We start from the raw sequence: 18,380 nt of genomic DNA, 5'->3' as shown, positions 1-18,380 counted from the left end.
AATCGGCGAGAGTGCAATATCAATTTTGCACTCTAAATTCATTGACAGGAGAAAGACATGACACAGTCTCATGCATATAAAGACTCATCCATTGATTTGACATCGGAGATATTGGCAAGCAAAGCAAGGAAAAACTTATCGTGGCAAGATCTCGCAGATGGTACTGGGCTTAGTCTTGCCTATGTAACAGCTGCATTGCTCGGCCAGCACCCATTATCAGCAGAGGCTGCAAGAAAAGTTGGAGACCGCCTAGAGCTAGACGCAGATTCAATAAGTCGACTGCAACTCATTCCTCTACGTGGCAGCCTGAACGGTGTACCAACTGACCCTACGATTTATCGCTTTTATGAAATGATTCAAATTTATGGCACTACATTAAAAGCAATAGTCCATGAGCAGTTTGGCGACGGCATTATAAGCGCGATAAATTTCAAGCTAGACTTCAAAAAGGTTGAGGATCCGGAAGGTGGATATCGGGCAGTGATCACTCTCGACGGAAAGTTCCTCCCCTTCAAACCGTTTTAGCTCGGAAACCTGGAAAACTATCGGGAGTAAAAATCATGGCTGGCTCTGAAACTCGTACACCGCTACCACCTTTCACTCGTGAGACGGCGATCCTCAAAGTCCGTCTTGCCGAAGATGGCTGGAACACACGAGATGCGGAAAAGGTTTCCCTCGCGTACACGCCTGATACCAAATGGCGAAATCGTGTCGACTTCGCAACAAATCGCGCAGAGGCCGCAGCGTTCTTGACCAGAAAATGGAACAAAGAACTGGATTATCGATTGATCAAAGAACTGTGGGCGTTCACCGATAATCGCATCGCTGTGCGGTATGCATATGAATGGCATGACGACTCGGGTAATTGGTTCCGCTCCTACGGTAACGAAAACTGGGAGTTCGCTGAAAACGGTCTGATGGCGCACCGTTTTGCCTGCGTCAACGACATGCCAATCAAAGAGACAGAGCGAAAATTCCGTTGGCCACTCGGCCGTCGTCCTGACGATCATCCTGGCCTTTCTGATTTGGGTCTTTAACTTGCACCTTCTCGACCAAGGTAAACAGGGACGTTTACCCTACTTCCGTTTCTATCAGTTCATGCGCAGGCGTTTACGAACATACTAGGAGAGGCATTTCGAAACCTTGTCGTCAGTAGCCAGATCTACATCTGGCTACTGCGGTTTTTTAGGTGTTGAGCTTTGTCGCAATTTTAGCGACGTACTGCCCTTGGTGACGAGCGATACCCAACTCACGTTGATCAGGCTGGCGGGAGCCATCACCACCTGCAATTGTGGATGCTCCGTAAGGGGTACCACCTCCCGGCTGCGACACATCGAACAATGCCGGATCGCTATATCCAATCGGCACAATGACCATGCCGTGATGAGCAAGCGTCGTCCATGTCGACGTGATGGTCATCTCTTGTCCACCTCCAGTGCCGGTGGATGTAAAGACACTGGCGACCTTACCGACCAGTGCGCCTGAGGCCCACAACCCACCAGTCTGATCCAGGAAATTACGCATCAGACCTGACATATTGCCAAAGCGCGTCGGTGTCCCAAAGATGATCGCATCGTAATCAGCCAGTTCGGCTGGATTTGCTACTGGAGCAACCTGGTTTACCTTGCCATGCGCTGCCTGAAAGGCAGCTGCGTCCATAGTTTCTGGTACGCGTTTTACAGTGACCTCTACGCCAGGAACGCTTCGAGCACCATCGGCAACATGCTCAGCCATCGTTTCTATGTGGCCGTACATCGAATGATAGAGAACCAGTATTTTGACCATTTGCACTTACCCCGTTCGCTGTATCGGTTGTCGGGTGCTGCACATCTGGATCTGGGTTGAATCTGGAACCAATCAAATTTAGTCGCCGATTGCCACTGCAACCACCCACCAGCAGATTTACCTCACCGCAGCTCTGGGAGTCGAGTTGAGCCGACTACAATATTTAGTGGCTAGCAGTTGATGAAACACAAAACACCCAACGCACACGGAGCGCTTTGAGTGAGACAGCCGACAATCTACATCAGGAAGAATCGTTTCGTTTTGACGTTCCAGAAAACTGGGCGGTGCTTTTTTTTGTTGGCCGCCCCCTGTTGATCAATTTGGTAAGTGCTCATGCGCTTGCCAACGGGAGGCAGCATGAAACACTTACGCGTCTTAACAGTGAGCATTGGCATTTCTCTCTTCCTCACTGGTGTCGCACAAGCAGATCAAGTTATTTCGCAAACTGGAGACACTACAGCGGGCGGCGCATTTGGTGCGGGCACCGGCGTCTTGATTGGGGGCGCAGCTGGCGGCCCCTTAGGTGCACTGATCGGGGCAGGTATAGGGTTACTGACGGGAAGTGAAGTGCAAAAGGCTGGCGGTATGGAGGAACGAGCCTACAAGGTGCGCAGCGATACCGGAGAGGAGCAAATCGTACGTTCTCCACGTGAAGAATTTGCTATCGGTCAACAGGTACAAATCAAAGGCAACCGGCCACATGCCGTCAGCCCGTAATCCCCCATGCATTTTTCAATCAGGCCCGCCAAACGCGGGCCTTTTATTATCCGTCTCGATTTTCAGGTCTACGCAAAGACTACTGTGCGAGGTTGTCTCCCAACGCCGCCCATTTGAGTGCTAGCAATTTCGCGACTGTCTCTGGCAATTCGGCGAACCACTCCTGGAGCGGACGCACGATTGGCGTTTGAGGTTCTTCTCTCGCAGCATCAGTAGTCCATACAACACCATAGCGGGAAAGTATCTCAACCATCTCGCTACGCAGAATAGTGTTGTGTTTAGCCGCGTCAGCCAGCTCGCGAAAAGCCGATTCAACCACTCCAGGCCACAACACAATTCCTACCGTGCTTGGGCACGCACCCTGCTGATGGATTCGGTGCGCGGTACCGGCATGAAGCTTTACCGCGTCGCCTTCTTTGAGCAACGCAATTCGTTGTCGACCCGAACGAATCTCCAATGCGCCACTGAGCGCCACCACCAGTTTCGTCTCATGGCGATGCATCAACGGCAAATTGTGGGCATTGACCGGCAATACAAAGCGCATCGCCGTGCCCGCACCTCCTGTGGTCGCCTGCGGCACGTCGATCCACACGGGATAACCATTGGGTACTAGCAACAACATCTCAGACGTTTTCACGTTCATGTCCTCCGTAGCCACAATGCATAGGTACTGCTTATGCGCTGCATTGGATATCGGTCTTGGACGCTATCGGTTAATCGGCAGAAGATTGCTTCACACCCAAGCGACACCAACCCAGCAACACCAACTCAGTGAAACCCGACAGGAAATCCACCATGCAACAGTCTCACGCTTACAACGACACTAGCCTCCAACTGACCACCGAAATTCTGGACGCAAAAGCTAATAAAGGTCTGTCCTTTGCCGACCTGGCTGAAGGCACTGGCCTGGGCCTGGCTTATGTAACCGCAGCTCTGCTCGGTCAACACCCACTGCCAGAAAGCGCAGCCAAAGTGATTGGCCAAAAATTGGACCTGGACGCCGACTCGGTAGCCCGCCTGCAAGTCATCCCGCTGCGCGGCAGCCTGTCGGGCGTCCCAACTGATCCGACCATCTACCGCTTCTACGAAATGATCCAGATCTACGGCACCACCCTGAAGTCCCTGGTTCATGAGCAGTTCGGCGACGGCATCATCAGCGCGATCAACTTCAAGCTGGACATGAAGAAAGTCGAAGACCCAGAAGGCGGCCACCGCGCAGTAATCACCCTCGACGGTAAGTTCCTGCCACTGCGTCCTTTCTAAGGATACAAATGAAACTGTAATTCGGCCCGCAGCCACTGCGGGCCTGCTTCAAAAAATTTACTTAACCAACTTTATTGAACACCAACTTTGACTGGAGGATTCGTCATGAAAAAAATTCTGTTTCTCGCCTTGTCCCTGACGGCCTCGCTGTCAGCTTATGCACAGGAAGCTGTGGTCACGCCGGACGCCGTTCCATACGCATACGGCATGCACTTGGATATCGCCAAGGTAGTCAACATCACCCCTGCGGCGGATGTATGCGGTCCAACCCCAGTGCAAATGACTTACAAAGATTCGCACGGTGATACCCATATTCTGGAATACAGCGTGATCGGTGCCGGCTGCACCAACTGATCGTCATTCGATCACTTAACAATCAATCAGAGGCTCACATTATGAAAGCGCTCATCGACGGTTTTTTGAAGTTCCAAAAGGACGCATTTCCACAACGGACTGATCTGTTCAAACACCTGGCCACTACCCAGCATCCAGGTACGTTGTTCATCACTTGCTCCGATAGCCGCGTTGTACCTGAACTGCTGACCCAGCAAGAACCTGGCGAACTGTTCGTGATCCGTAACGCCGGAAACATCGTGCCGTCCTACAGCCCACATTCAGGTGGTGTATCGGCAACGGTCGAATATGCAGTCGCTGTGCTCGGCGTCACTGACATCGTGATCTGCGGATCATTCCGATTGCGGTGCTATGACCGCTGTTGCCAAGTGCAAATGCATGGATCACCTGCCCGCTGTTGCTGGTTGGTTGCAGCATTCCGAGTCAGCGAAAGTCATCAACGAATCGCGCCCTCATGCAAATGAAGCAGCCAAAGTAAGTTCGATGGTCCGGGAAAACGTCATCGCCCAACTGGCCAATATTCAGACCCACCCAAGCGTGCGCCTGGCTCAGGAAAAAGGTCTGGTGAATCTTCATGGCTGGGTTTACGACATCGGAACCGGTTCAATCGATGCACTGGATGCCGACAACAAAACTTTCAAATCACTGGCCAAGCACCCGACCACCGTTGCCGTGCATGCCCGTCCTGCAAAAGCCGTTGCTTAATCAACCAAAATTATTTACGGAGTTCTCAACATGCTTGAAGTCACTATGTACACCACCAGCACCTGCCCATACTGCCGTGCTGCCAAGAAGCTGCTTAATGCTAAAGGCATTCGCTATACCGAAATCGACGTACAGTCCGCACCGGTGAGGAGTGAAATGGTTAGCCGAAGTGGGCGCCGCACTGTCCCACAGATCTTTTTCGGTAATCACCACGTAGGCGGGTTCGACGACCTAGCTCAACTTGAAAGCGAAGGCGGTATCGACGAAGCGCTCAGCCCACGCTTGGTGGGATGAGCGGTCGATGGCACCCAAATTACAAATCCAGCACAAGGGGGGCATCGCCCTCCTTAGGTTGTGCAGGTACAGCGCAGCAAATCAGCACTTCCCCTTCGGCCGGCATCTCAGCTGGCAAATTCAAATAGTGCACTTGCCCACTGATCAGTTTGGTACGGCAAGTTCCGCACGATCCACCCCGGCAACTGAAGTCCGGATTCAGGCCACGGCTCTCGGCCAGTTCCAGTAAACTCCCGCCACCCGGCTCCCAACGAGCTTCCTTCGCCGATGCCGAAAACAGCACTTTGACCGGGCTGCTTGCCGCGGGTATCTGCTCGACCGCCGGGGTTAAATGATCCCGTTGGCGAACCAGGGTCGAAGGACCGAAAGTCTCCGCGTGAATACGATCATCGCCAATACGCAACTGACGCAGACCGTCGTACAGCGCCTGGGTAAAAGCACCAGGGCCACACAGGTAAAAGTCGTAATCGTCCAGGGGCAGCAATGCCTTGAGCAGTTCGACATCCACACGCCCCGCCACCTCAAAATCCTCACCAACGCGAGCATGAGTTTCCGGTTGACTGAGCAGACGCAGCGCACGAATTTTATCCTTGGCACGGGTCGCCAGTTCGTGCAGCTCATCGCGAAACCCGAGTTCACTCAGGCTGCGCGCACTTTGGATGAACCAGGTCGGTCGAGTGCGACGGATACGTTCGCCTTCATAAATCACTTCACGCAGCATCGACAGCAGTGGGGTCACGCCCACGCCCGCGGCCAGCAAAACCAACGGTCGATATTCATCGGCTTGCACCGTGAAGCGCCCTTGAGGGGCGCGGGCTTCAACCAGATCCCCTACCTGAACGCGGTCGTGCAGATGCGACGAGATGAGTCCGTCACGCTTGACGCTGATGCGGAAAAAACTGTCCGACGGCGCACTGGACAGGCTGTAGGTTCTGACCAGAGGCGCCTGTCCTTCAGCAAGGCAAAAGCGCACCGGCAGATGTTGGCCAGCCTCAAACCGCGGTATGCCCGCGCCATCGGCCGGTTCAAAATAGAAGGAGCGAATGGAGCTGCTCTCGTCAACGACCCGCGTCACCCTCAGTGGTCGCCATTGATCGCGCAGGTTATCGGCTTGCAATCGGCCCTCAGCTTGCTCCCAACTGCCCGTCATCAGGCTGTTAGGCGAAAAACCTTCAAACCGCCAACGTAGGGCCAACACAGCCTGACGTCGGACCACCTGTTCCACGGTCAGCGTCCAGAGTCGCTCAGCCCCCTGAAAGGCAGCAATCTCCGGGCCCTCGAGAATGATCTCGGTACGCCCGCTGACTTGCAGCATGTCGCCTGTTTCAAAATCGATGAACACCAGCCCTGCGCGCGGGTTGAGCAGGAAATTACCCAAGGTGTTGAAGTGCAGGTTGCCAGCGAAATCGGGGATCGTCAGCACGTTGCCTTCGATCCTGACGAAACCTGAATTGCCACCCCGGTGAGAAACGTCCACCGAGCGCCGGGATGCATCGCCATCCAGGTCGACATAGCTGGCGAGGAAAAAGGTATCGGCCTTGCTGATGGTCGACTTCGCGGCTTCATCCAGTTCGCTGAGACATTCGGCCGCTACGTTTGCTGAGGCTTGGCCAAGGCTGACCGGCTCAACGCCTCGCAACTGAATGTATTGCGGGCAGTTGCCGAAAGCGTGCACCACAGAAACGGCAAAACCGCCTGACGAGGCGGTGCTAATGTTGCCGTTCATGCGATTGCGCCTTCGGGTCTTCAGGTCAATGCCCAGCAGTCCCACCGCACCGCCTTGCTTAAGGGCCGCCCTAACTGGATCACCCTCGGCGGGCAGGCGGTCGAGTTGCAGCATTCGAGGATCGGGTGAATGGATGAAGCCAGGGGGGCCTTCGATCAACGTGGCCCAAGGCATCCCTTGTTCATCGACCGCGCCCACCACCAGGTAAGGCAACTGGTTGTAAAACAATCGATGCTGATCAGGCATGTAGTCACGTACGACCTTGCGTCCGAATATCTCCATTTGATCGGCGACGCCGACGCTTTCTTGCAATTCACGCTCACCCATATGCCAAGGAGATGCTCCTGGCGCGTCCGACTGATTCATGATCACCTCTACGCATTCGTAAACAGGTGCCCTTCACCCGCCGCCCGGCGAGGAATGGTTGAATCCCCGGCAGCGGGGTCTAATACGCAGTTGCCGGTGATTATCAACTCTGCGCTTTGCAACCTCATGAAGCTCGAGACAGACCCTGCACGCACTCGAGCAACCTGGAATCGCCTAAGTGGATAGCGACCCCGCTATGGAAGCCCATAAAGCTTTTTTCTGTCTTGATCAGTTTGACCAGATGGACGAATTTGCTCCCCTTTAGCGTAGGCCCGAACCACAGCTGGGCGCATGCTGATTTTTTCTAGCCAAGCGGCGACGTTAGGATAACCATCGAGCGTAATGCCTTGCTTGTCATGTTGCAGCACCCAAGGATAGATCGCCATATCGGCAATGGAGTACTCGCCGGCGACGTAAGGTCGTTCGCTCAATTGCTGCTCCAGAACGCCATACAAACGTTCGGTCTCTTTACTGAACCGTGCCACGGCGAGCGGCACATGTTCAGAGGCGTAATTAAGGAAGAACACTGCCTGTCCCAATATCGGCCCCAGGTTCGCCGCTTGCCAGAACAGCCACTGCATGACGTCAGCCGCCCCTTTCGCATCGGCGGGGATGAATTGCCCGTGGCGCTGAGCCAGGTACAACAAAATCGCCCCTGACTCAAAGACCGATACACCAGTCTCTCTGTCGACTATCGCTGGAATGCGCTGATTGGGCGAAATTCGGGTGAACTCAGTGGAAAATTGCTCACCATTGCTGATATTGACGGGATGCGCGAAGTAAGGATGTTCCGATTCCTCAAGAAAAATGGCGACCTTCTGCCCATTGGGGGTTGGCCAGTAGTAGTAATCGACAGCATTGGAAAGATTGAACATTGGGTTACCTTTTTCGGCAGCAGAATGAAAACCTAGGCCACATACTCGTCAGTGCTCAGCACTTCGGCGTACCCGAACTTCAAGGCGGCCATGAACGCCGCATGCACCAGATGTGCAGGAACCTTGACGTCGTTGAATTCCAGGTCGTGGGTCGTACAGGCATCGTGAATGACTGTCGCCTCAAACCCGAAGTCGTCAGACGCGCGGGTGACAGCATCGATGCACATGTGGCTCATGTTGCCGACCACGGTGACCCGTTCAATCTCGTTGTGTTCAAGCACTTCGAGCAGTTCCGTTTCGCGGTATGGGTTCATGAAGTGTTTGACGATGACCAACTCGTCCCCAAGATTGCGCACCTTCTCGTGCAATTGCGCGCCGTCGGAGCCTGGAACAAAAAACGGTGCATTAGGGGCTAAAGTCTCGTGACGGATATGGATGACTAAGTCACCCCGCTCACGTGCTGCTCCAATCACACGAGCCGCATTGTCAGCGGCTGAGTCAGTAGCGTTGAGTTCCCATTTGCCGCCGGAAAAATAGTCGTTCTGAATATCAACGACGATGAGTGCTGTGTTAGTCATACGGTTACCTTGATAAAGAGTCGATGGGAGTTGGTGGATCATTTCAGGGCACTTGCGGCGTTTCGTACCAACCACGGTCGGGGGTGGCGAAGCGCATCTTCTTGCGGATAAAAGCGGCATTTTCGACGCTGGTTATTTTTTCGAGCAGTACGAATGCAACTTCGGTGGCAGTGCCCGGCCCGCTTGAAGTGATGATCTGGTCATCGACAACCACGGGGCGATCGACAAAGCGTGCACCGGTTTCCAACAGTTGGTTTTTCCGCTTGCCGCCCTCCTGGTGGTAGGTCGTGGCGTTCCTGTCACGCAGCACGCCGGCCACGCCCAGGCACACGGAAGACACGCAAACGCTGGCAACGGGTTTACCGGCTTCGACGAAATGCCGGATGGTCGCCAGGAAGGGTTCGCTCAAGGCTTCCTCGTAAAAACCCGACGGTTCAAAACCACCCGGCAGTGCCAAGGCATCGAAGCTGCTCAAGTCCAGATCGCTCAATAAAAAACTCGGATTGAGCGTGAGACCGAAGGTGGTCACGATCTTTTTGCGAAGGCCGGCGTTGACCAGTTCCACAGGGTGATCACCCAGCAGGTTGGCCCAGCCAAGCACATCGGTAAAAGCGGCCATTTCCAGGGGCTCTACGCCGTTGGCCAGTAACATAAGCACGCGTTTCATCGGTCATGAGCCTCTGCTGTACAGCATGGAAGAGTGTGTGTGCTTATGCTCTGCCTTAACCGCGATGTAGAGAACGACCACAAAATACAATCCACTATTTCGCTCACTGAAATGCCCGAACGGCATTTGTATCCGTTTGTAGCTCAGGCGATTCCAGACATATTTCCATGCGCCGGGCGGGCAAGTCAGACACATACGAGACACAGCATCCGGTTCAAATGGCCCTGTCGCTTCACTCCTCCCACCCCGTACAGGAACACCCGATGAACAAGTTATTCGCAGGACTGGGCCTTGCCACAGCCATGGTCAGCGCCACTGCTGCGCTGGCGGCCCCCGTTAAACCAACGGTTGTGCTGGTGCACGGCGCCTTCGCCGACTCCAGCAGCTGGAACGGCGTGGTCAAGATTCTGGAAAAAGACGGCTACCCGGTGATCGCGGCTTCCAACCCGCTGCGCAGCCTCAAAGGCGATGCGCAATCGGTGGCTGATGTACTGAAAAGCATCAAAACCCCAGTGGTACTGGTTGGTCACTCCTACGGTGGCCCGGTGATCAGCGAAGCCGCCTACGGCAATGCCAACGTCAAGGCGCTGGTTTACGTCGCGGCTATCGCGCCTGAAGCCGGTGAATCCACCGCCGACCTGGCGGGTCGTTTCCCGGGTAATACCTTGGGGCCAACCCTGGCTCCACCGGTTGAATTGGCTGATGGTGGAAAGGATCTGTTCATCCAGCAGGACAAGTTCCACGATCAGTTCGCCGCCGATGTGCCGAATGCTGACGCAAAATTGATGGCAGCGACCCAACGTCCCGTGACCGTAGCTGCGCTGAATGAAGCCTCGAGCGAACCCGCCTGGAAAACCGTTCCGTCGTATTTCGTCTATGGCGACAAGGACAAGAACATCCCTGCGCAAGCCCAGGTGTTCATGGCTGAGCGGGCACACGCCAAGAAGACTGTCGTAGTCAAAGGCGCGTCCCATGTGGTGATGGTGTCCAATCCGAAAGTCGTTGCCAGCCTGATTGAAACAGCTGCCACTGCTAAGTAATGACTAGCAGTGACCTCCGCTGTTGCGTGCGCTGCAAGCGTTCAAAAAACATCCGGCTGCATGGCCGGATGCTCGCGCAGGCCGTCGACGATGTGGTCAACAAAACTGCGCACCCGCATCGAGGCCTTGCGCCCTTCGCGGTACACCACGTGCACCGGCAGCGCCGGTAACTCATAGGGCTGCAACACACGCCGCAATCGCCCAGTGTTCAAATACTCGTACAACGGATAGCTCAGACAACGGGTAATGCCCGCGCCATAAGCGGCTGCATCGATGGCCGCCTGTACCGTCGCGCAACTGATCCGTGTCCGGGCTTTTAAGTGATTCACCTCACCGTCGTGTTGGAAGTCCCACTGGACCCTGTCTCGATAAGCATGGGTGGCGACCAGTCGATGATTTTGCAGATCCTCAGGTACGCCGGGCTCACCGTGAGTAGCCAGATAAGCAGGGCTGCTGCATACCATCAAGCGTACATAGCCCACCTGTCGTGCGATCAATGACGAACTTGGTAGATTGCCGACCAGCACCGCCACATCGATGCCCTCTTCATTCATGTTCGGAAAACGATCATGGTATTGCGCAAAGACTTTTACCTCAGGATACAGACTCATGTAGTCCGTCAGAATCGAGGTCATGACATAACGGCTGAACAGCAAAGGCATCAGCACCGTGAGATTGCCTTGGGCCTGAACGTGCAAGCCCTTGGCCGATGCCTCTGCGTCTTCGATGGCCCTGAGAATGCGTGAACAATCGGCCATGAAGCCGGCGCCGGCCTCGGTCAGCGACACCCCGCGGGTGCTTCGAAGTAACAGACGCACGCCAAGACGTTCCTCCAGCCGTGCAATGGCGCGAACGACCGTAGGCCCGGACACATCCAGACGACGGGCCGCAGCAGCCAGACTGGGGCGCTCCGATAACGCTTCGAACATCAGCATTTCATGGTAGCGATCCATCAATTGGAACCCTTCACCACAGCCTTGAGCGCCGAATCCTTGCCGAGTCGATCCGCGAGAAAATCCACGAAGGTACGAACCTTTGCCGGTATGCGGGTGCTCTTGAGGTAGACCACTTGAATGGGCAGCGCAGGCGGCTCGAAGTCCTCCAGCACCAATTCCAGTTCGCCAGCCGCCACCTGGTTGGCCACCTGATAGGACAACACCCGCGTGACGCCCCAGCCCAGACTGGCGATATTGATCGCGGCCTGATTGGCGGTGACCACCAATCGCGGTTCGAATCGAAAGCTCAGTGCGTTGCCGTCGTTGACGAATTGCCAGTCGCTCAGCAAATGGCTGGCCGAAGACATGACGATGTTGGCGGTATTGAGTTCACCGGGATGAAGCGGCCTGCCGTAGCGTTCGAAATAATCGGGGGTACCGCAGATTACCTGGCGTACTTCGCCGACTTTTATGGCGTGCTGATTGGTCTCGTGCAAATGACCAATGCGGATGGCCACATCGATACCCTCGTCGGCCATGTTCACCACGCGGTCAACCAGCAAGGCATTGAGATACACCGAGGGATATTGATCTACGTAGTCGGCCAGCAGCGGCGCGATGTACAACTCGCCAAACAGCACCGACGCAGTCACGGTCAAATGCCCGCACGGTATCGAGTAACTACCAGCAGCCGCTTCCTCCGCCTCGTCGATATCACTGAGGATACGCCGACAATCCTCGAGATAGCGTTGACCCGCTTCGGTGAGATGCAGGCTGCGAGTGGTTCGAGAAAGGAGCTGTGTGCCGATTCGCTCTTCCATCGCGGCGATGGCACGGGTCACGCTGGGGGGAGAGATATTCAACAGGCGGGCGGCGGCGGCAAAGCCTTCTTCCTCGGCTACTGCCATGAATATCTGCATTTCTTGAAAACGATCCATAGGCGCCCCTGTCTTGATGAGAGGACAGCGAGGTATCTGGCCGCTTGCGCGGGAAGACCTGATTGTCAGTATCGTCGGCTACAGCGACTTTCGCACGCGCCGTCGGGCTGGCTGCATGTACGTAAAGCGTCCTGGGAGAACTGCGAAACAAGGAAAAGGAGCTGGCCGGAATTATTCTCCCGGCAAGCTCCTTCAGAATCGAGTCAAGCCTCTTGCAAGCCTACAGCAGTACGTTGCATGCCAACGAAGTTCGGCAACCCTTCGATGCTGTTCAACCAGGCACGGACATTCGGGTAGTCAGTCAGCGCCACGTTACCTTCCGGTGCGTGGGACACGTAAGTGTAGGCGGCAACATCGGCGACGGTCGGCTTGTCGCCGGCCAGGAATTTGCTCTGACCCAGCTCCTCCTCCATGACCTTGAGCAGGGCATGAGAACGTTTGATCGTTTCTTCGGCGTCATAACCGGCACCAAACACGGTGATCAATCGCGCGGTGGCAGGGCCCGAATTGATTTGACCGGCGGCCACCGACAACCAGCGTTGAACCTTGGCTTGCTCTACCGGATCGGTCGGCAGCCATTGGCCCTTGCCATATTTGGCGGCGAGATAAACCACGATGGCGTTGGAGTCTGCCAGGACGGTGCCGTTGTCATCGATCACCGGCACTTGGCCAAAGCGGTTGAGAGCCAGGAAGTCAGGCGCTTTGTGCGCGCCCTTCATCAGATCCACGAATACCAGTTCGGTTGGCAGTCCCATCAGGGACAGCATCAGTTCGACCCGATGAGAGTGGCCAGACAAAGGGTGACGATAAAGTTTGATCGCTTGCTGGGACATGACGTGCTCCGATTGTTGTTTGAGTTCGACCCGGTGATCGCGTCGATGGAGTTATCTTCCCCTCCTCTCGTAAACAGCGGAATGACCAGCAATTACAATCCAGCATTTCATTACGTGTAATGATCATTTTGCCGAGCCTACTGACCCACCGACACTCCCAGCATCAAGTCCATAAAGGCCACTGACGCCGCGCTGTGATAGTTGTTTTTACGCCGTAACAGGGCGGCTCCGCGCCGTGGCCCGTTGTCCAGCAGCGCGATCCTGCGCAGGGCTCGGTCCTGGGTAGCGATGGGCTCCGGAAGAATAGTGGCGACCGCCGTGTGCCGTATGACTTCCAGCAAAGTGTTGACCGAATTGACCTCGATCACCACCTTGGGTGTGATCTGCGTCTTGGCGAAGTACTCGTCAATACAGATGCGGGTGGCGAAGTCGGGAGTCAGCAACGCAAAGTCCAGTTGAGCGACCTGCTCGGCGGTCAACGGTTTCTTACAGTCGTATAACGGATGATCCCGCCCCACCACCAGCCCCAGGGTTTCAATAAAAGCTGGGATCGTTTCGATGTCCGGGTTTCTCACCTCATCAAACGCAATGGCGATATCCAGTGAGTCATCCGCCAGGCCGGTTTCGATATCGGCCATGGAGAGTTCAAAGATCTCCAGATGGATATTTGGATAGAGAGCCATATAGTCGCGCATCAACGGTCCTATCAGGTAAGCCATGAACGTCGGTGTCATGGCCAGGCGCAGGGTGCCGCGGGACAGATCCTTCACATCGTGCAATGCGCGCTTGCCAGCTTCCAACTCAACCAATACGCGACGCGCACATTCGATGTAGGCCTGCCCCGCATCGGTAGGTTTTACCGTGCGCGAGGTCCGGTCGAACAGCACGACACCCAGGGTTTCTTCCAGTTGCCGGATCTGTTGCGACAAGGTCGGCTGGGAAACATGCAGCGCCTCGGCGGCGCGGGTGAAGCCGGAGTTATCGGCGACAGCCAACAAATAGCGCAAGTGTCGTAGCAGCATGGGATTTTCCCTCTATAGGCCCCGCTTATGCGTTGCATTGTATATCGGTCTTGGACGCTATCGAGCAACCAACAGAACATTGCTTCACACCCAAGCAACACCAACCTGGCAAACAGCCAACAAGCAAACCCGATAGGAGAAACACCATGCAACAGTCCCACGCTTACAACGACACCAGCCTCGAGCTGACCGCGAAAATCCTCGACGCCAAGGCGCGCAAAAACTTGTCCTTCGAAGACGTGGCTCAAGGCACCGGCCTCGGTCTGGCTTATGTCACTGCCGCCCTGCTCGGTCAGCATCCACTGCCTGAAGCCGCTGCCAAAGTGATCGGCGAAAAACTGGACCTGGACGCCGACTCGGTCGCCGGTCTGCAAATCATCCCACTGCGCGGCAGCCTGTCGGGTGTTCCAACGGATCCGACCATCTACCGCTTCTACGAAATGATCCAGATCTACGGCACCACCTTGAAAGCCCTGGTTCACGAGCAGTTCGGCGACGGCATCATCAGCGCGATCAACTTCAAGCTGAACATGAAGAAAGTCGAAGATCCAGAGGGCGGTCACCGTGCAGTGATCACTCTCGACGGTAAATTCTTACCGCTGCGCCCTTTCTAAGCGGATACCGGCCCGCTGTGCGGGCCATCACCCACAAACTCTAGAGAAAAGACCATGAAAACCATGAACACTTTTTTTGCTTTGTTCCTGACCGTAGCTGCTGGCAGCGCGTTTGCCGCTAATGACGTACAGACTGGGCGTACCGGCGTTCCATTCGATGTAGCAAAAACCATCAGCAACTCCGACACCAGCCAGGCCTGCGGGGTTGTGCAAGCCGAGATGGTGTATGAAGACTCCAAAGGTGAGCGGCATATCGCAACGTACTTGGTCGAAGGAGGTGGTTGCAGCACGGGCTGAGAAACCACAACGCTACAATGTGCAGTCTGATCTGAAACGATGTTCACTCATGAACGTCGCATCCAGGACGAGTACTCAGAAAATCTGATGCAATGACATTGAAATTCAGACTGCATATTCGGTCCTAGCGTTGGGCCTTTGACACCCAGCATGGTTGTAACCTTCCCGGCAGTTTTACCCTGTAATTAGCGCACACCGCCCGGATCGGGCTGCGGTTACAAATTTCATTACCCAACATCCGCATGGCGCCTAAACTGCAAGATGAGCAAAATTTTGTATAGGGAGATAACAAACCGGCAGGCTTAGAACTGGAGTCACGGACGCTACAGAGTGAGCTGCCTAGGTAAGTTCATCTATAGTCAGTGACGGCCATGAATACGGCATCAGCAATCGACTCGCTTATGCGGTCACTTTACCGAAAACCACCGTGCCAGGTCGCACGAGCTTGCGAATCATGAACGGGTCAGCAACCGACTCTTCGGACACGCAATGTCCCCAGTCGATCACCTTCGGCCAATTTCATCTGCTCCCTACTCAACGACTGTTATTAAAAAACGGGAAACCGATTGAACTCGGAAGCCGCGCTCTCGACGTCCTGATTGCACTGCTCGAACATGCGGGTGAGGTGGTCAGCAACCGCGATCTGATCAGAATGGTCTGGCAGGAAGTGATTGTCGATGAGAGCTGCCTACGTGTGCATATCTCAGCGTTACGAAAAGCCTTGTCGTGCGCCGAAAACGACGTGAGCTATATCGCCAATATTCCAGGTCGCGGCTACAGCTTTGTAGCCGCCATCTCCCGCGATTCAAACTCTGATAGTAAGGGGACTTCACCCGGGTGCTCAATCGGAGAGCTGCCCCCCCGCTTGATAAGAATGGCAGGCCGCGACGAAACGCTGCCTGCCATCGCACAGTTGATCAAACTCCACCGTTTCGTGACGATCTGCGGCCCTGGCGGTATGGGCAAAACGACTCTTGCGCGGGCATTGACTCATCATTTGACAACGCATTTTGGAGGCCTGGTTCTCTTCCAGGATGTGAGTTCCATTACCGATCCTGCTTTGTTGCCAGGTATTCTGGCGTCCGCCTTAGGCATCCGGTGTCGGGGGATGGACCCCCTTCAGGAGCTAATGTCTTTTTTGCGAGAACAGCGATTGTTGCTGGTGCTTGATAGCTGTGACCACGTCATCGTTGCCGCCACTTGCCTTGCAGAAAAGCTGTATGGAGAAACCGAACACGTACACATTCTGGTGACCAGTCGCGAGCCATTGCGAGCTGAAGGTGAGCATGTCCATCGGCTGTGTCCTTTGGCCTGTCCGCCAGAGATGTGCGGGTTGACGGCAAATGACGCGTTAACATTTTCGGCGGTGCAATTACTCGTCGAGCGAGTTCAAAACAACGATAACGCGTTCATCCTGAGCGACAACGACGCGCCGATGGTTGCGCATATTTGTCGCAAACTCGATGGCATGCCTTTAGCGATAGAACTGGCAGCTGGCCAAGTCGAGGCCTATGGGATCCAGGGCATTGCCGAGTTACTGAGAAATCGTGTCAGCCTGTTTTGGGACGGCAGGCGGACAGCTCTGCCACGCCATCAAACGCTAATGGCTATGTTCGATTGGAGTTGTGACCTGCTATCTGAAACCGAAGCTATGGTGCTACGACGGTTGTCGGTTCTTAGCGGTGTTTTTTCCCTGGAAATGGTCATTGCAATCGTCAAATCGGAAGTCGATGAGTCATTGGTTATCGACGCGATTGGACGCCTGGTCACGAAATCTTTGATTCTGGTTGAGCGTGCTGGTCAGTCGATGCGTTACAAGCTGCCACATACAATGCGGGCATATGCACTGGAAAAGCTACGTACCAGTGGTGAAGTGGATTTGACGATCGAACGTCATGCCATTTACTTGTTATCAATGCTGGAACGACTGAACGTGCCAGGGGAAACGCTTCCTGAATTCGAGCGAATTCAACTGTACATTGAGCACTTGGGGAACATTTGCTCAGCATTGGAATGGGCGTTTTCCAATCATCGCAACCTACTGCTCGGTATCCGTCTCGCCGCGGCAGCCGCACCACTATTCCTCGGTTTATCGATGCTCGATGAGTGTCGGCGGTGGAGTGAGCGGGCCCTGGCAGCAAGAGTCGAAGTAGCCAGAGGAGTGCCACCGCTCATAGTGCAGCATTGGCCATGTTCAATCCCTCCGATGATGACGTCAGGCACCCCACATACCTTGCCGGCCAACCATCACAAGGGAATTGAATCCGTCGCAAATATAGACGACATCCTACTTCGTCAATCGCAGCATTTTGTTTTGCCTAGATCTGAGGGGATACGGAGCCCTCATGATATCCAGTGGCAGAATCTAAATCTCAGTACGCGAATTACTGAACCTAAAATTATCGCCATGATGCAGTGGACGCTGGAAGACAGTGGCAATCTTGCCGGTGTGCCAGGGTTCTCATTCCGAACATGCAAAGCCAATTCAGACCTAAAGCCGCCGCTCGTGAACGAGGACGAGTTCTCCTTCGGTTATAACTATCGCATTCGAGCACTGGCATCTTTGGCTAGAGTTTTATGGCTACGCGGATACCCGGATCAAGCTGCCCGAATTGGACGGCAAGCTTTGGGTGATGCCTACGACTTGCGCCATCCCGCGACCATCTGCCTTTCGCTCATTTATGTGGCAACGGTTTTTTTATGGATGGGTGATTGGAACAATGCCGCACAGACAATTGATAAACTGATCTCAACGGCCGAAGAGAATGCCTTCGGGCACGATCATGCCGCGGGTATAGGTTTAAAAGGCATTCTGCTGATCGGCCAAGATAGAGTGGATGCAGGCATACACCTCTTACATGACTGCTTAAACGTGCTGAGCATTGAGAACCATCAGGTGCTCACTACCATGTTTGTGAGATGCCTTGCAAAGGGTGTTGCGGCCAAAGGCCGATATGACAATGCGATCGAGATCGCCAGCGGCGCACTGGAAATGGTCGAGAACGTCGGAGAAACATTTGATACCCCAGAAATTTTGCGGGTGACCGCAGACTTGTATGCGTATCGACCGAACCCAGACCTGGCCTTGGCCGAGCAATACTTGAATCGCTCACTGGTCTGCGCCGAACACCTATCGGCCTTGGCTTGGGAACTGCGCACCGCTATCTCTCTTACCCGTCTGCATCTTTTGCAAGGCCGGGACGCCGAGGCAGGCCAGCGACTTCAGAGCGTCTACAGCCGTTTTTCCGAGGGCTTTGATTCAGCTGATCTGCGTGCTGCAAAACAATTGCTGAACTCATTGAACAAGCAAAGCGCATTGAAACTCACCCCAAGAGGACATCCTGCCACGAGGCCGGACTCAGCCCCGTGAC

At 54.7% G+C, this 18,380-nt stretch carries 20 protein-coding genes and 1 pseudogene; 11 read left to right on the top strand and 10 right to left on the bottom strand.

Annotated elements, in window-relative coordinates; all coding sequences use genetic code 11:
- Window positions 1–57 precede the first annotated feature (57 nt).
- Window positions 58–525 carry a cyanase gene (cynS, locus tag EAH74_RS12210; RefSeq protein WP_140678646.1) on the top strand — a complete coding sequence of 156 codons (468 nt, stop codon included), beginning with the start codon at window positions 58–60 and terminating at the stop codon, window positions 523–525.
- Between the two features lie 35 nt (window positions 526–560).
- Window positions 561–1,037, top strand: a complete 477-nt coding sequence (locus EAH74_RS12205; RefSeq protein ID WP_140678644.1) for a DUF1348 family protein — start codon at window positions 561–563, stop codon at window positions 1,035–1,037.
- Window positions 1,038–1,185: 148 nt separating this feature from the next.
- On the opposite strand, the gene wrbA is transcribed toward EAH74_RS12205, so the two are convergent.
- On the bottom strand, window positions 1,186–1,785 hold the full coding sequence (gene wrbA, locus EAH74_RS12200) for an NAD(P)H:quinone oxidoreductase (RefSeq protein ID WP_140678642.1): 600 nt from the start codon (window positions 1,783–1,785) through the stop codon (window positions 1,186–1,188).
- Between the two features lie 357 nt (window positions 1,786–2,142).
- Between wrbA and EAH74_RS12195 the strand changes: the two genes are divergently transcribed.
- The gene (locus EAH74_RS12195; RefSeq protein WP_140678640.1) at window positions 2,143–2,502 is read left to right on the top strand and encodes a hypothetical protein; all 360 of its coding nucleotides are present in this window, start codon (window positions 2,143–2,145) and stop codon (window positions 2,500–2,502) included.
- 79 nt (window positions 2,503–2,581) lie between these two features.
- Here EAH74_RS12195 and EAH74_RS12190 read toward each other — a convergent pair whose 3' ends face one another.
- Window positions 2,582–3,145: a cupin domain-containing protein gene (locus EAH74_RS12190; RefSeq protein ID WP_140678638.1), complete on the bottom strand. Its 564-nt coding sequence runs from the start codon at window positions 3,143–3,145 to the stop codon at window positions 2,582–2,584.
- A gap of 152 nt (window positions 3,146–3,297) precedes the next feature.
- Between EAH74_RS12190 and cynS (EAH74_RS12185) the strand changes: the two genes are divergently transcribed.
- The 4 genes and pseudogenes from cynS (EAH74_RS12185) (at window position 3,298) to grxC (ending at window position 5,118) form a co-directional block, all read left to right on the top strand.
- Window positions 3,298–3,765 (top strand): cyanase, encoded by a 468-nt coding sequence (gene cynS, locus EAH74_RS12185; protein ID WP_140678636.1) that lies wholly within the window; start codon window positions 3,298–3,300, stop codon window positions 3,763–3,765.
- Window positions 3,766–3,870: 105 nt separating this feature from the next.
- Window positions 3,871–4,119 (top strand): DUF2790 domain-containing protein, encoded by a 249-nt coding sequence (locus tag EAH74_RS12180; protein WP_140678634.1) that lies wholly within the window; start codon window positions 3,871–3,873, stop codon window positions 4,117–4,119.
- A gap of 41 nt (window positions 4,120–4,160) precedes the next feature.
- Window positions 4,161–4,824: pseudogene (locus EAH74_RS12175) on the top strand (carbonic anhydrase).
- A gap of 30 nt (window positions 4,825–4,854) precedes the next feature.
- Window positions 4,855–5,118, top strand: a complete 264-nt coding sequence (grxC, locus tag EAH74_RS12170; RefSeq protein WP_140678632.1) for a glutaredoxin 3 — start codon at window positions 4,855–4,857, stop codon at window positions 5,116–5,118.
- 19 nt (window positions 5,119–5,137) lie between these two features.
- On the opposite strand, the gene EAH74_RS12165 is transcribed toward grxC, so the two are convergent.
- The 4 genes from EAH74_RS12165 to EAH74_RS12150 all read right to left on the bottom strand — a co-directional run bounded on the left by EAH74_RS12165 (window position 5,138) and on the right by EAH74_RS12150 (window position 9,330).
- Window positions 5,138–7,210 (bottom strand): pyridoxamine 5'-phosphate oxidase family protein, encoded by a 2,073-nt coding sequence (locus tag EAH74_RS12165; protein WP_140678630.1) that lies wholly within the window; start codon window positions 7,208–7,210, stop codon window positions 5,138–5,140.
- Window positions 7,211–7,404: 194 nt separating this feature from the next.
- On the bottom strand, window positions 7,405–8,085 hold the full coding sequence (locus EAH74_RS12160; protein ID WP_140678628.1) for a glutathione S-transferase family protein: 681 nt from the start codon (window positions 8,083–8,085) through the stop codon (window positions 7,405–7,407).
- 32 nt (window positions 8,086–8,117) lie between these two features.
- Window positions 8,118–8,663, bottom strand: a complete 546-nt coding sequence (locus tag EAH74_RS12155; RefSeq protein ID WP_140678626.1) for a cysteine hydrolase family protein — start codon at window positions 8,661–8,663, stop codon at window positions 8,118–8,120.
- A 43-nt stretch (window positions 8,664–8,706) separates the two neighbouring features.
- Window positions 8,707–9,330: a DJ-1/PfpI family protein gene (locus tag EAH74_RS12150; RefSeq protein WP_140678624.1), complete on the bottom strand. Its 624-nt coding sequence runs from the start codon at window positions 9,328–9,330 to the stop codon at window positions 8,707–8,709.
- A 302-nt stretch (window positions 9,331–9,632) separates the two neighbouring features.
- Here EAH74_RS12150 and EAH74_RS12145 point away from each other — a divergent pair, with 302 nt between their 5' ends.
- Window positions 9,633–10,370, top strand: coding sequence for an alpha/beta fold hydrolase (locus tag EAH74_RS12145; RefSeq protein ID WP_240050502.1), 738 nt, complete (start codon window positions 9,633–9,635; stop codon window positions 10,368–10,370).
- A 41-nt stretch (window positions 10,371–10,411) separates the two neighbouring features.
- Here EAH74_RS12145 and EAH74_RS12140 read toward each other — a convergent pair whose 3' ends face one another.
- The 4 genes from EAH74_RS12140 to cynR form a co-directional block, all read right to left on the bottom strand.
- On the bottom strand, window positions 10,412–11,323 hold the full coding sequence (locus EAH74_RS12140) for a LysR family transcriptional regulator (RefSeq protein WP_140678620.1): 912 nt from the start codon (window positions 11,321–11,323) through the stop codon (window positions 10,412–10,414).
- On the bottom strand, window positions 11,323–12,243 hold the full coding sequence (locus tag EAH74_RS12135; RefSeq protein ID WP_140678618.1) for a LysR substrate-binding domain-containing protein: 921 nt from the start codon (window positions 12,241–12,243) through the stop codon (window positions 11,323–11,325). Before EAH74_RS12135 ends, EAH74_RS12140 begins: the two co-directional genes overlap by 1 nt.
- A 203-nt stretch (window positions 12,244–12,446) precedes the next feature.
- Entirely contained in the window at window positions 12,447–13,076 is a 630-nt protein-coding gene (locus tag EAH74_RS12130; protein ID WP_140678616.1) for a glutathione S-transferase family protein, read from the bottom strand.
- 137 nt (window positions 13,077–13,213) lie between these two features.
- On the bottom strand, window positions 13,214–14,098 hold the full coding sequence (gene cynR / locus EAH74_RS12125; protein ID WP_140678614.1) for a transcriptional regulator CynR: 885 nt from the start codon (window positions 14,096–14,098) through the stop codon (window positions 13,214–13,216).
- 146 nt (window positions 14,099–14,244) lie between these two features.
- Here cynR and cynS (EAH74_RS12120) point away from each other — a divergent pair, with 146 nt between their 5' ends.
- The 3 genes from cynS (EAH74_RS12120) to EAH74_RS12110 all read left to right on the top strand — a co-directional run bounded on the left by cynS (EAH74_RS12120) (window position 14,245) and on the right by EAH74_RS12110 (window position 18,379).
- Window positions 14,245–14,712: a cyanase gene (gene cynS, locus EAH74_RS12120; protein WP_140678612.1), complete on the top strand. Its 468-nt coding sequence runs from the start codon at window positions 14,245–14,247 to the stop codon at window positions 14,710–14,712.
- A 63-nt stretch (window positions 14,713–14,775) separates the two neighbouring features.
- Complete coding sequence (locus EAH74_RS12115) at window positions 14,776–15,009, top strand: DUF2790 domain-containing protein (protein ID WP_140678610.1); 234 nt, start codon at window positions 14,776–14,778, stop codon at window positions 15,007–15,009.
- A gap of 454 nt (window positions 15,010–15,463) precedes the next feature.
- On the top strand, window positions 15,464–18,379 hold the full coding sequence (locus tag EAH74_RS12110; RefSeq protein WP_140678608.1) for a winged helix-turn-helix domain-containing protein: 2,916 nt from the start codon (window positions 15,464–15,466) through the stop codon (window positions 18,377–18,379).
- Window position 18,380 lies beyond the last annotated feature (1 nt).

Source organism: Pseudomonas mandelii (assembly GCF_006438925.1).
GTDB lineage: Bacteria > Pseudomonadota > Gammaproteobacteria > Pseudomonadales > Pseudomonadaceae > Aquipseudomonas > Aquipseudomonas mandelii_C.
This window is presented reverse-complemented; position numbering and strand designations above follow the sequence as displayed.

What these genes read in the sequence shown, in the direction of transcription:
- EAH74_RS12205 (WP_140678644.1), top strand. Translation starts at nt 561, where the DNA reads ATGGCTGGCTCTGAAACTCGTACACCGCTACCACCTTTCACTCGTGAG.
- EAH74_RS12110 (WP_140678608.1), top strand. Translation starts at nt 15,464, where the DNA reads ATGAACGGGTCAGCAACCGACTCTTCGGACACGCAATGTCCCCAGTCG.
- grxC (WP_140678632.1), top strand. Translation starts at nt 4,855, where the DNA reads ATGCTTGAAGTCACTATGTACACCACCAGCACCTGCCCATACTGCCGT.
- EAH74_RS12190 (WP_140678638.1), bottom strand. Translation starts at nt 3,145, where the DNA reads ATGAACGTGAAAACGTCTGAGATGTTGTTGCTAGTACCCAATGGTTAT.
- EAH74_RS12165 (WP_140678630.1), bottom strand. Translation starts at nt 7,210, where the DNA reads ATGAATCAGTCGGACGCGCCAGGAGCATCTCCTTGGCATATGGGTGAG.
- cynR (WP_140678614.1), bottom strand. Translation starts at nt 14,098, where the DNA reads ATGCTGCTACGACACTTGCGCTATTTGTTGGCTGTCGCCGATAACTCC.
- EAH74_RS12115 (WP_140678610.1), top strand. Translation starts at nt 14,776, where the DNA reads ATGAACACTTTTTTTGCTTTGTTCCTGACCGTAGCTGCTGGCAGCGCG.
- cynS (WP_140678646.1), top strand. Translation starts at nt 58, where the DNA reads ATGACACAGTCTCATGCATATAAAGACTCATCCATTGATTTGACATCG.
- EAH74_RS12195 (WP_140678640.1), top strand. Translation starts at nt 2,143, where the DNA reads ATGAAACACTTACGCGTCTTAACAGTGAGCATTGGCATTTCTCTCTTC.
- EAH74_RS12135 (WP_140678618.1), bottom strand. Translation starts at nt 12,243, where the DNA reads ATGGATCGTTTTCAAGAAATGCAGATATTCATGGCAGTAGCCGAGGAA.
- EAH74_RS12160 (WP_140678628.1), bottom strand. Translation starts at nt 8,085, where the DNA reads ATGTTCAATCTTTCCAATGCTGTCGATTACTACTACTGGCCAACCCCC.
- EAH74_RS12140 (WP_140678620.1), bottom strand. Translation starts at nt 11,323, where the DNA reads ATGGATCGCTACCATGAAATGCTGATGTTCGAAGCGTTATCGGAGCGC.
- cynS (WP_140678636.1), top strand. Translation starts at nt 3,298, where the DNA reads ATGCAACAGTCTCACGCTTACAACGACACTAGCCTCCAACTGACCACC.
- EAH74_RS12150 (WP_140678624.1), bottom strand. Translation starts at nt 9,330, where the DNA reads ATGAAACGCGTGCTTATGTTACTGGCCAACGGCGTAGAGCCCCTGGAA.
- EAH74_RS12155 (WP_140678626.1), bottom strand. Translation starts at nt 8,663, where the DNA reads ATGACTAACACAGCACTCATCGTCGTTGATATTCAGAACGACTATTTT.
- cynS (WP_140678612.1), top strand. Translation starts at nt 14,245, where the DNA reads ATGCAACAGTCCCACGCTTACAACGACACCAGCCTCGAGCTGACCGCG.
- wrbA (WP_140678642.1), bottom strand. Translation starts at nt 1,785, where the DNA reads ATGGTCAAAATACTGGTTCTCTATCATTCGATGTACGGCCACATAGAA.
- EAH74_RS12180 (WP_140678634.1), top strand. Translation starts at nt 3,871, where the DNA reads ATGAAAAAAATTCTGTTTCTCGCCTTGTCCCTGACGGCCTCGCTGTCA.
- EAH74_RS12130 (WP_140678616.1), bottom strand. Translation starts at nt 13,076, where the DNA reads ATGTCCCAGCAAGCGATCAAACTTTATCGTCACCCTTTGTCTGGCCAC.
- EAH74_RS12145 (WP_240050502.1), top strand. Translation starts at nt 9,633, where the DNA reads ATGGTCAGCGCCACTGCTGCGCTGGCGGCCCCCGTTAAACCAACGGTT.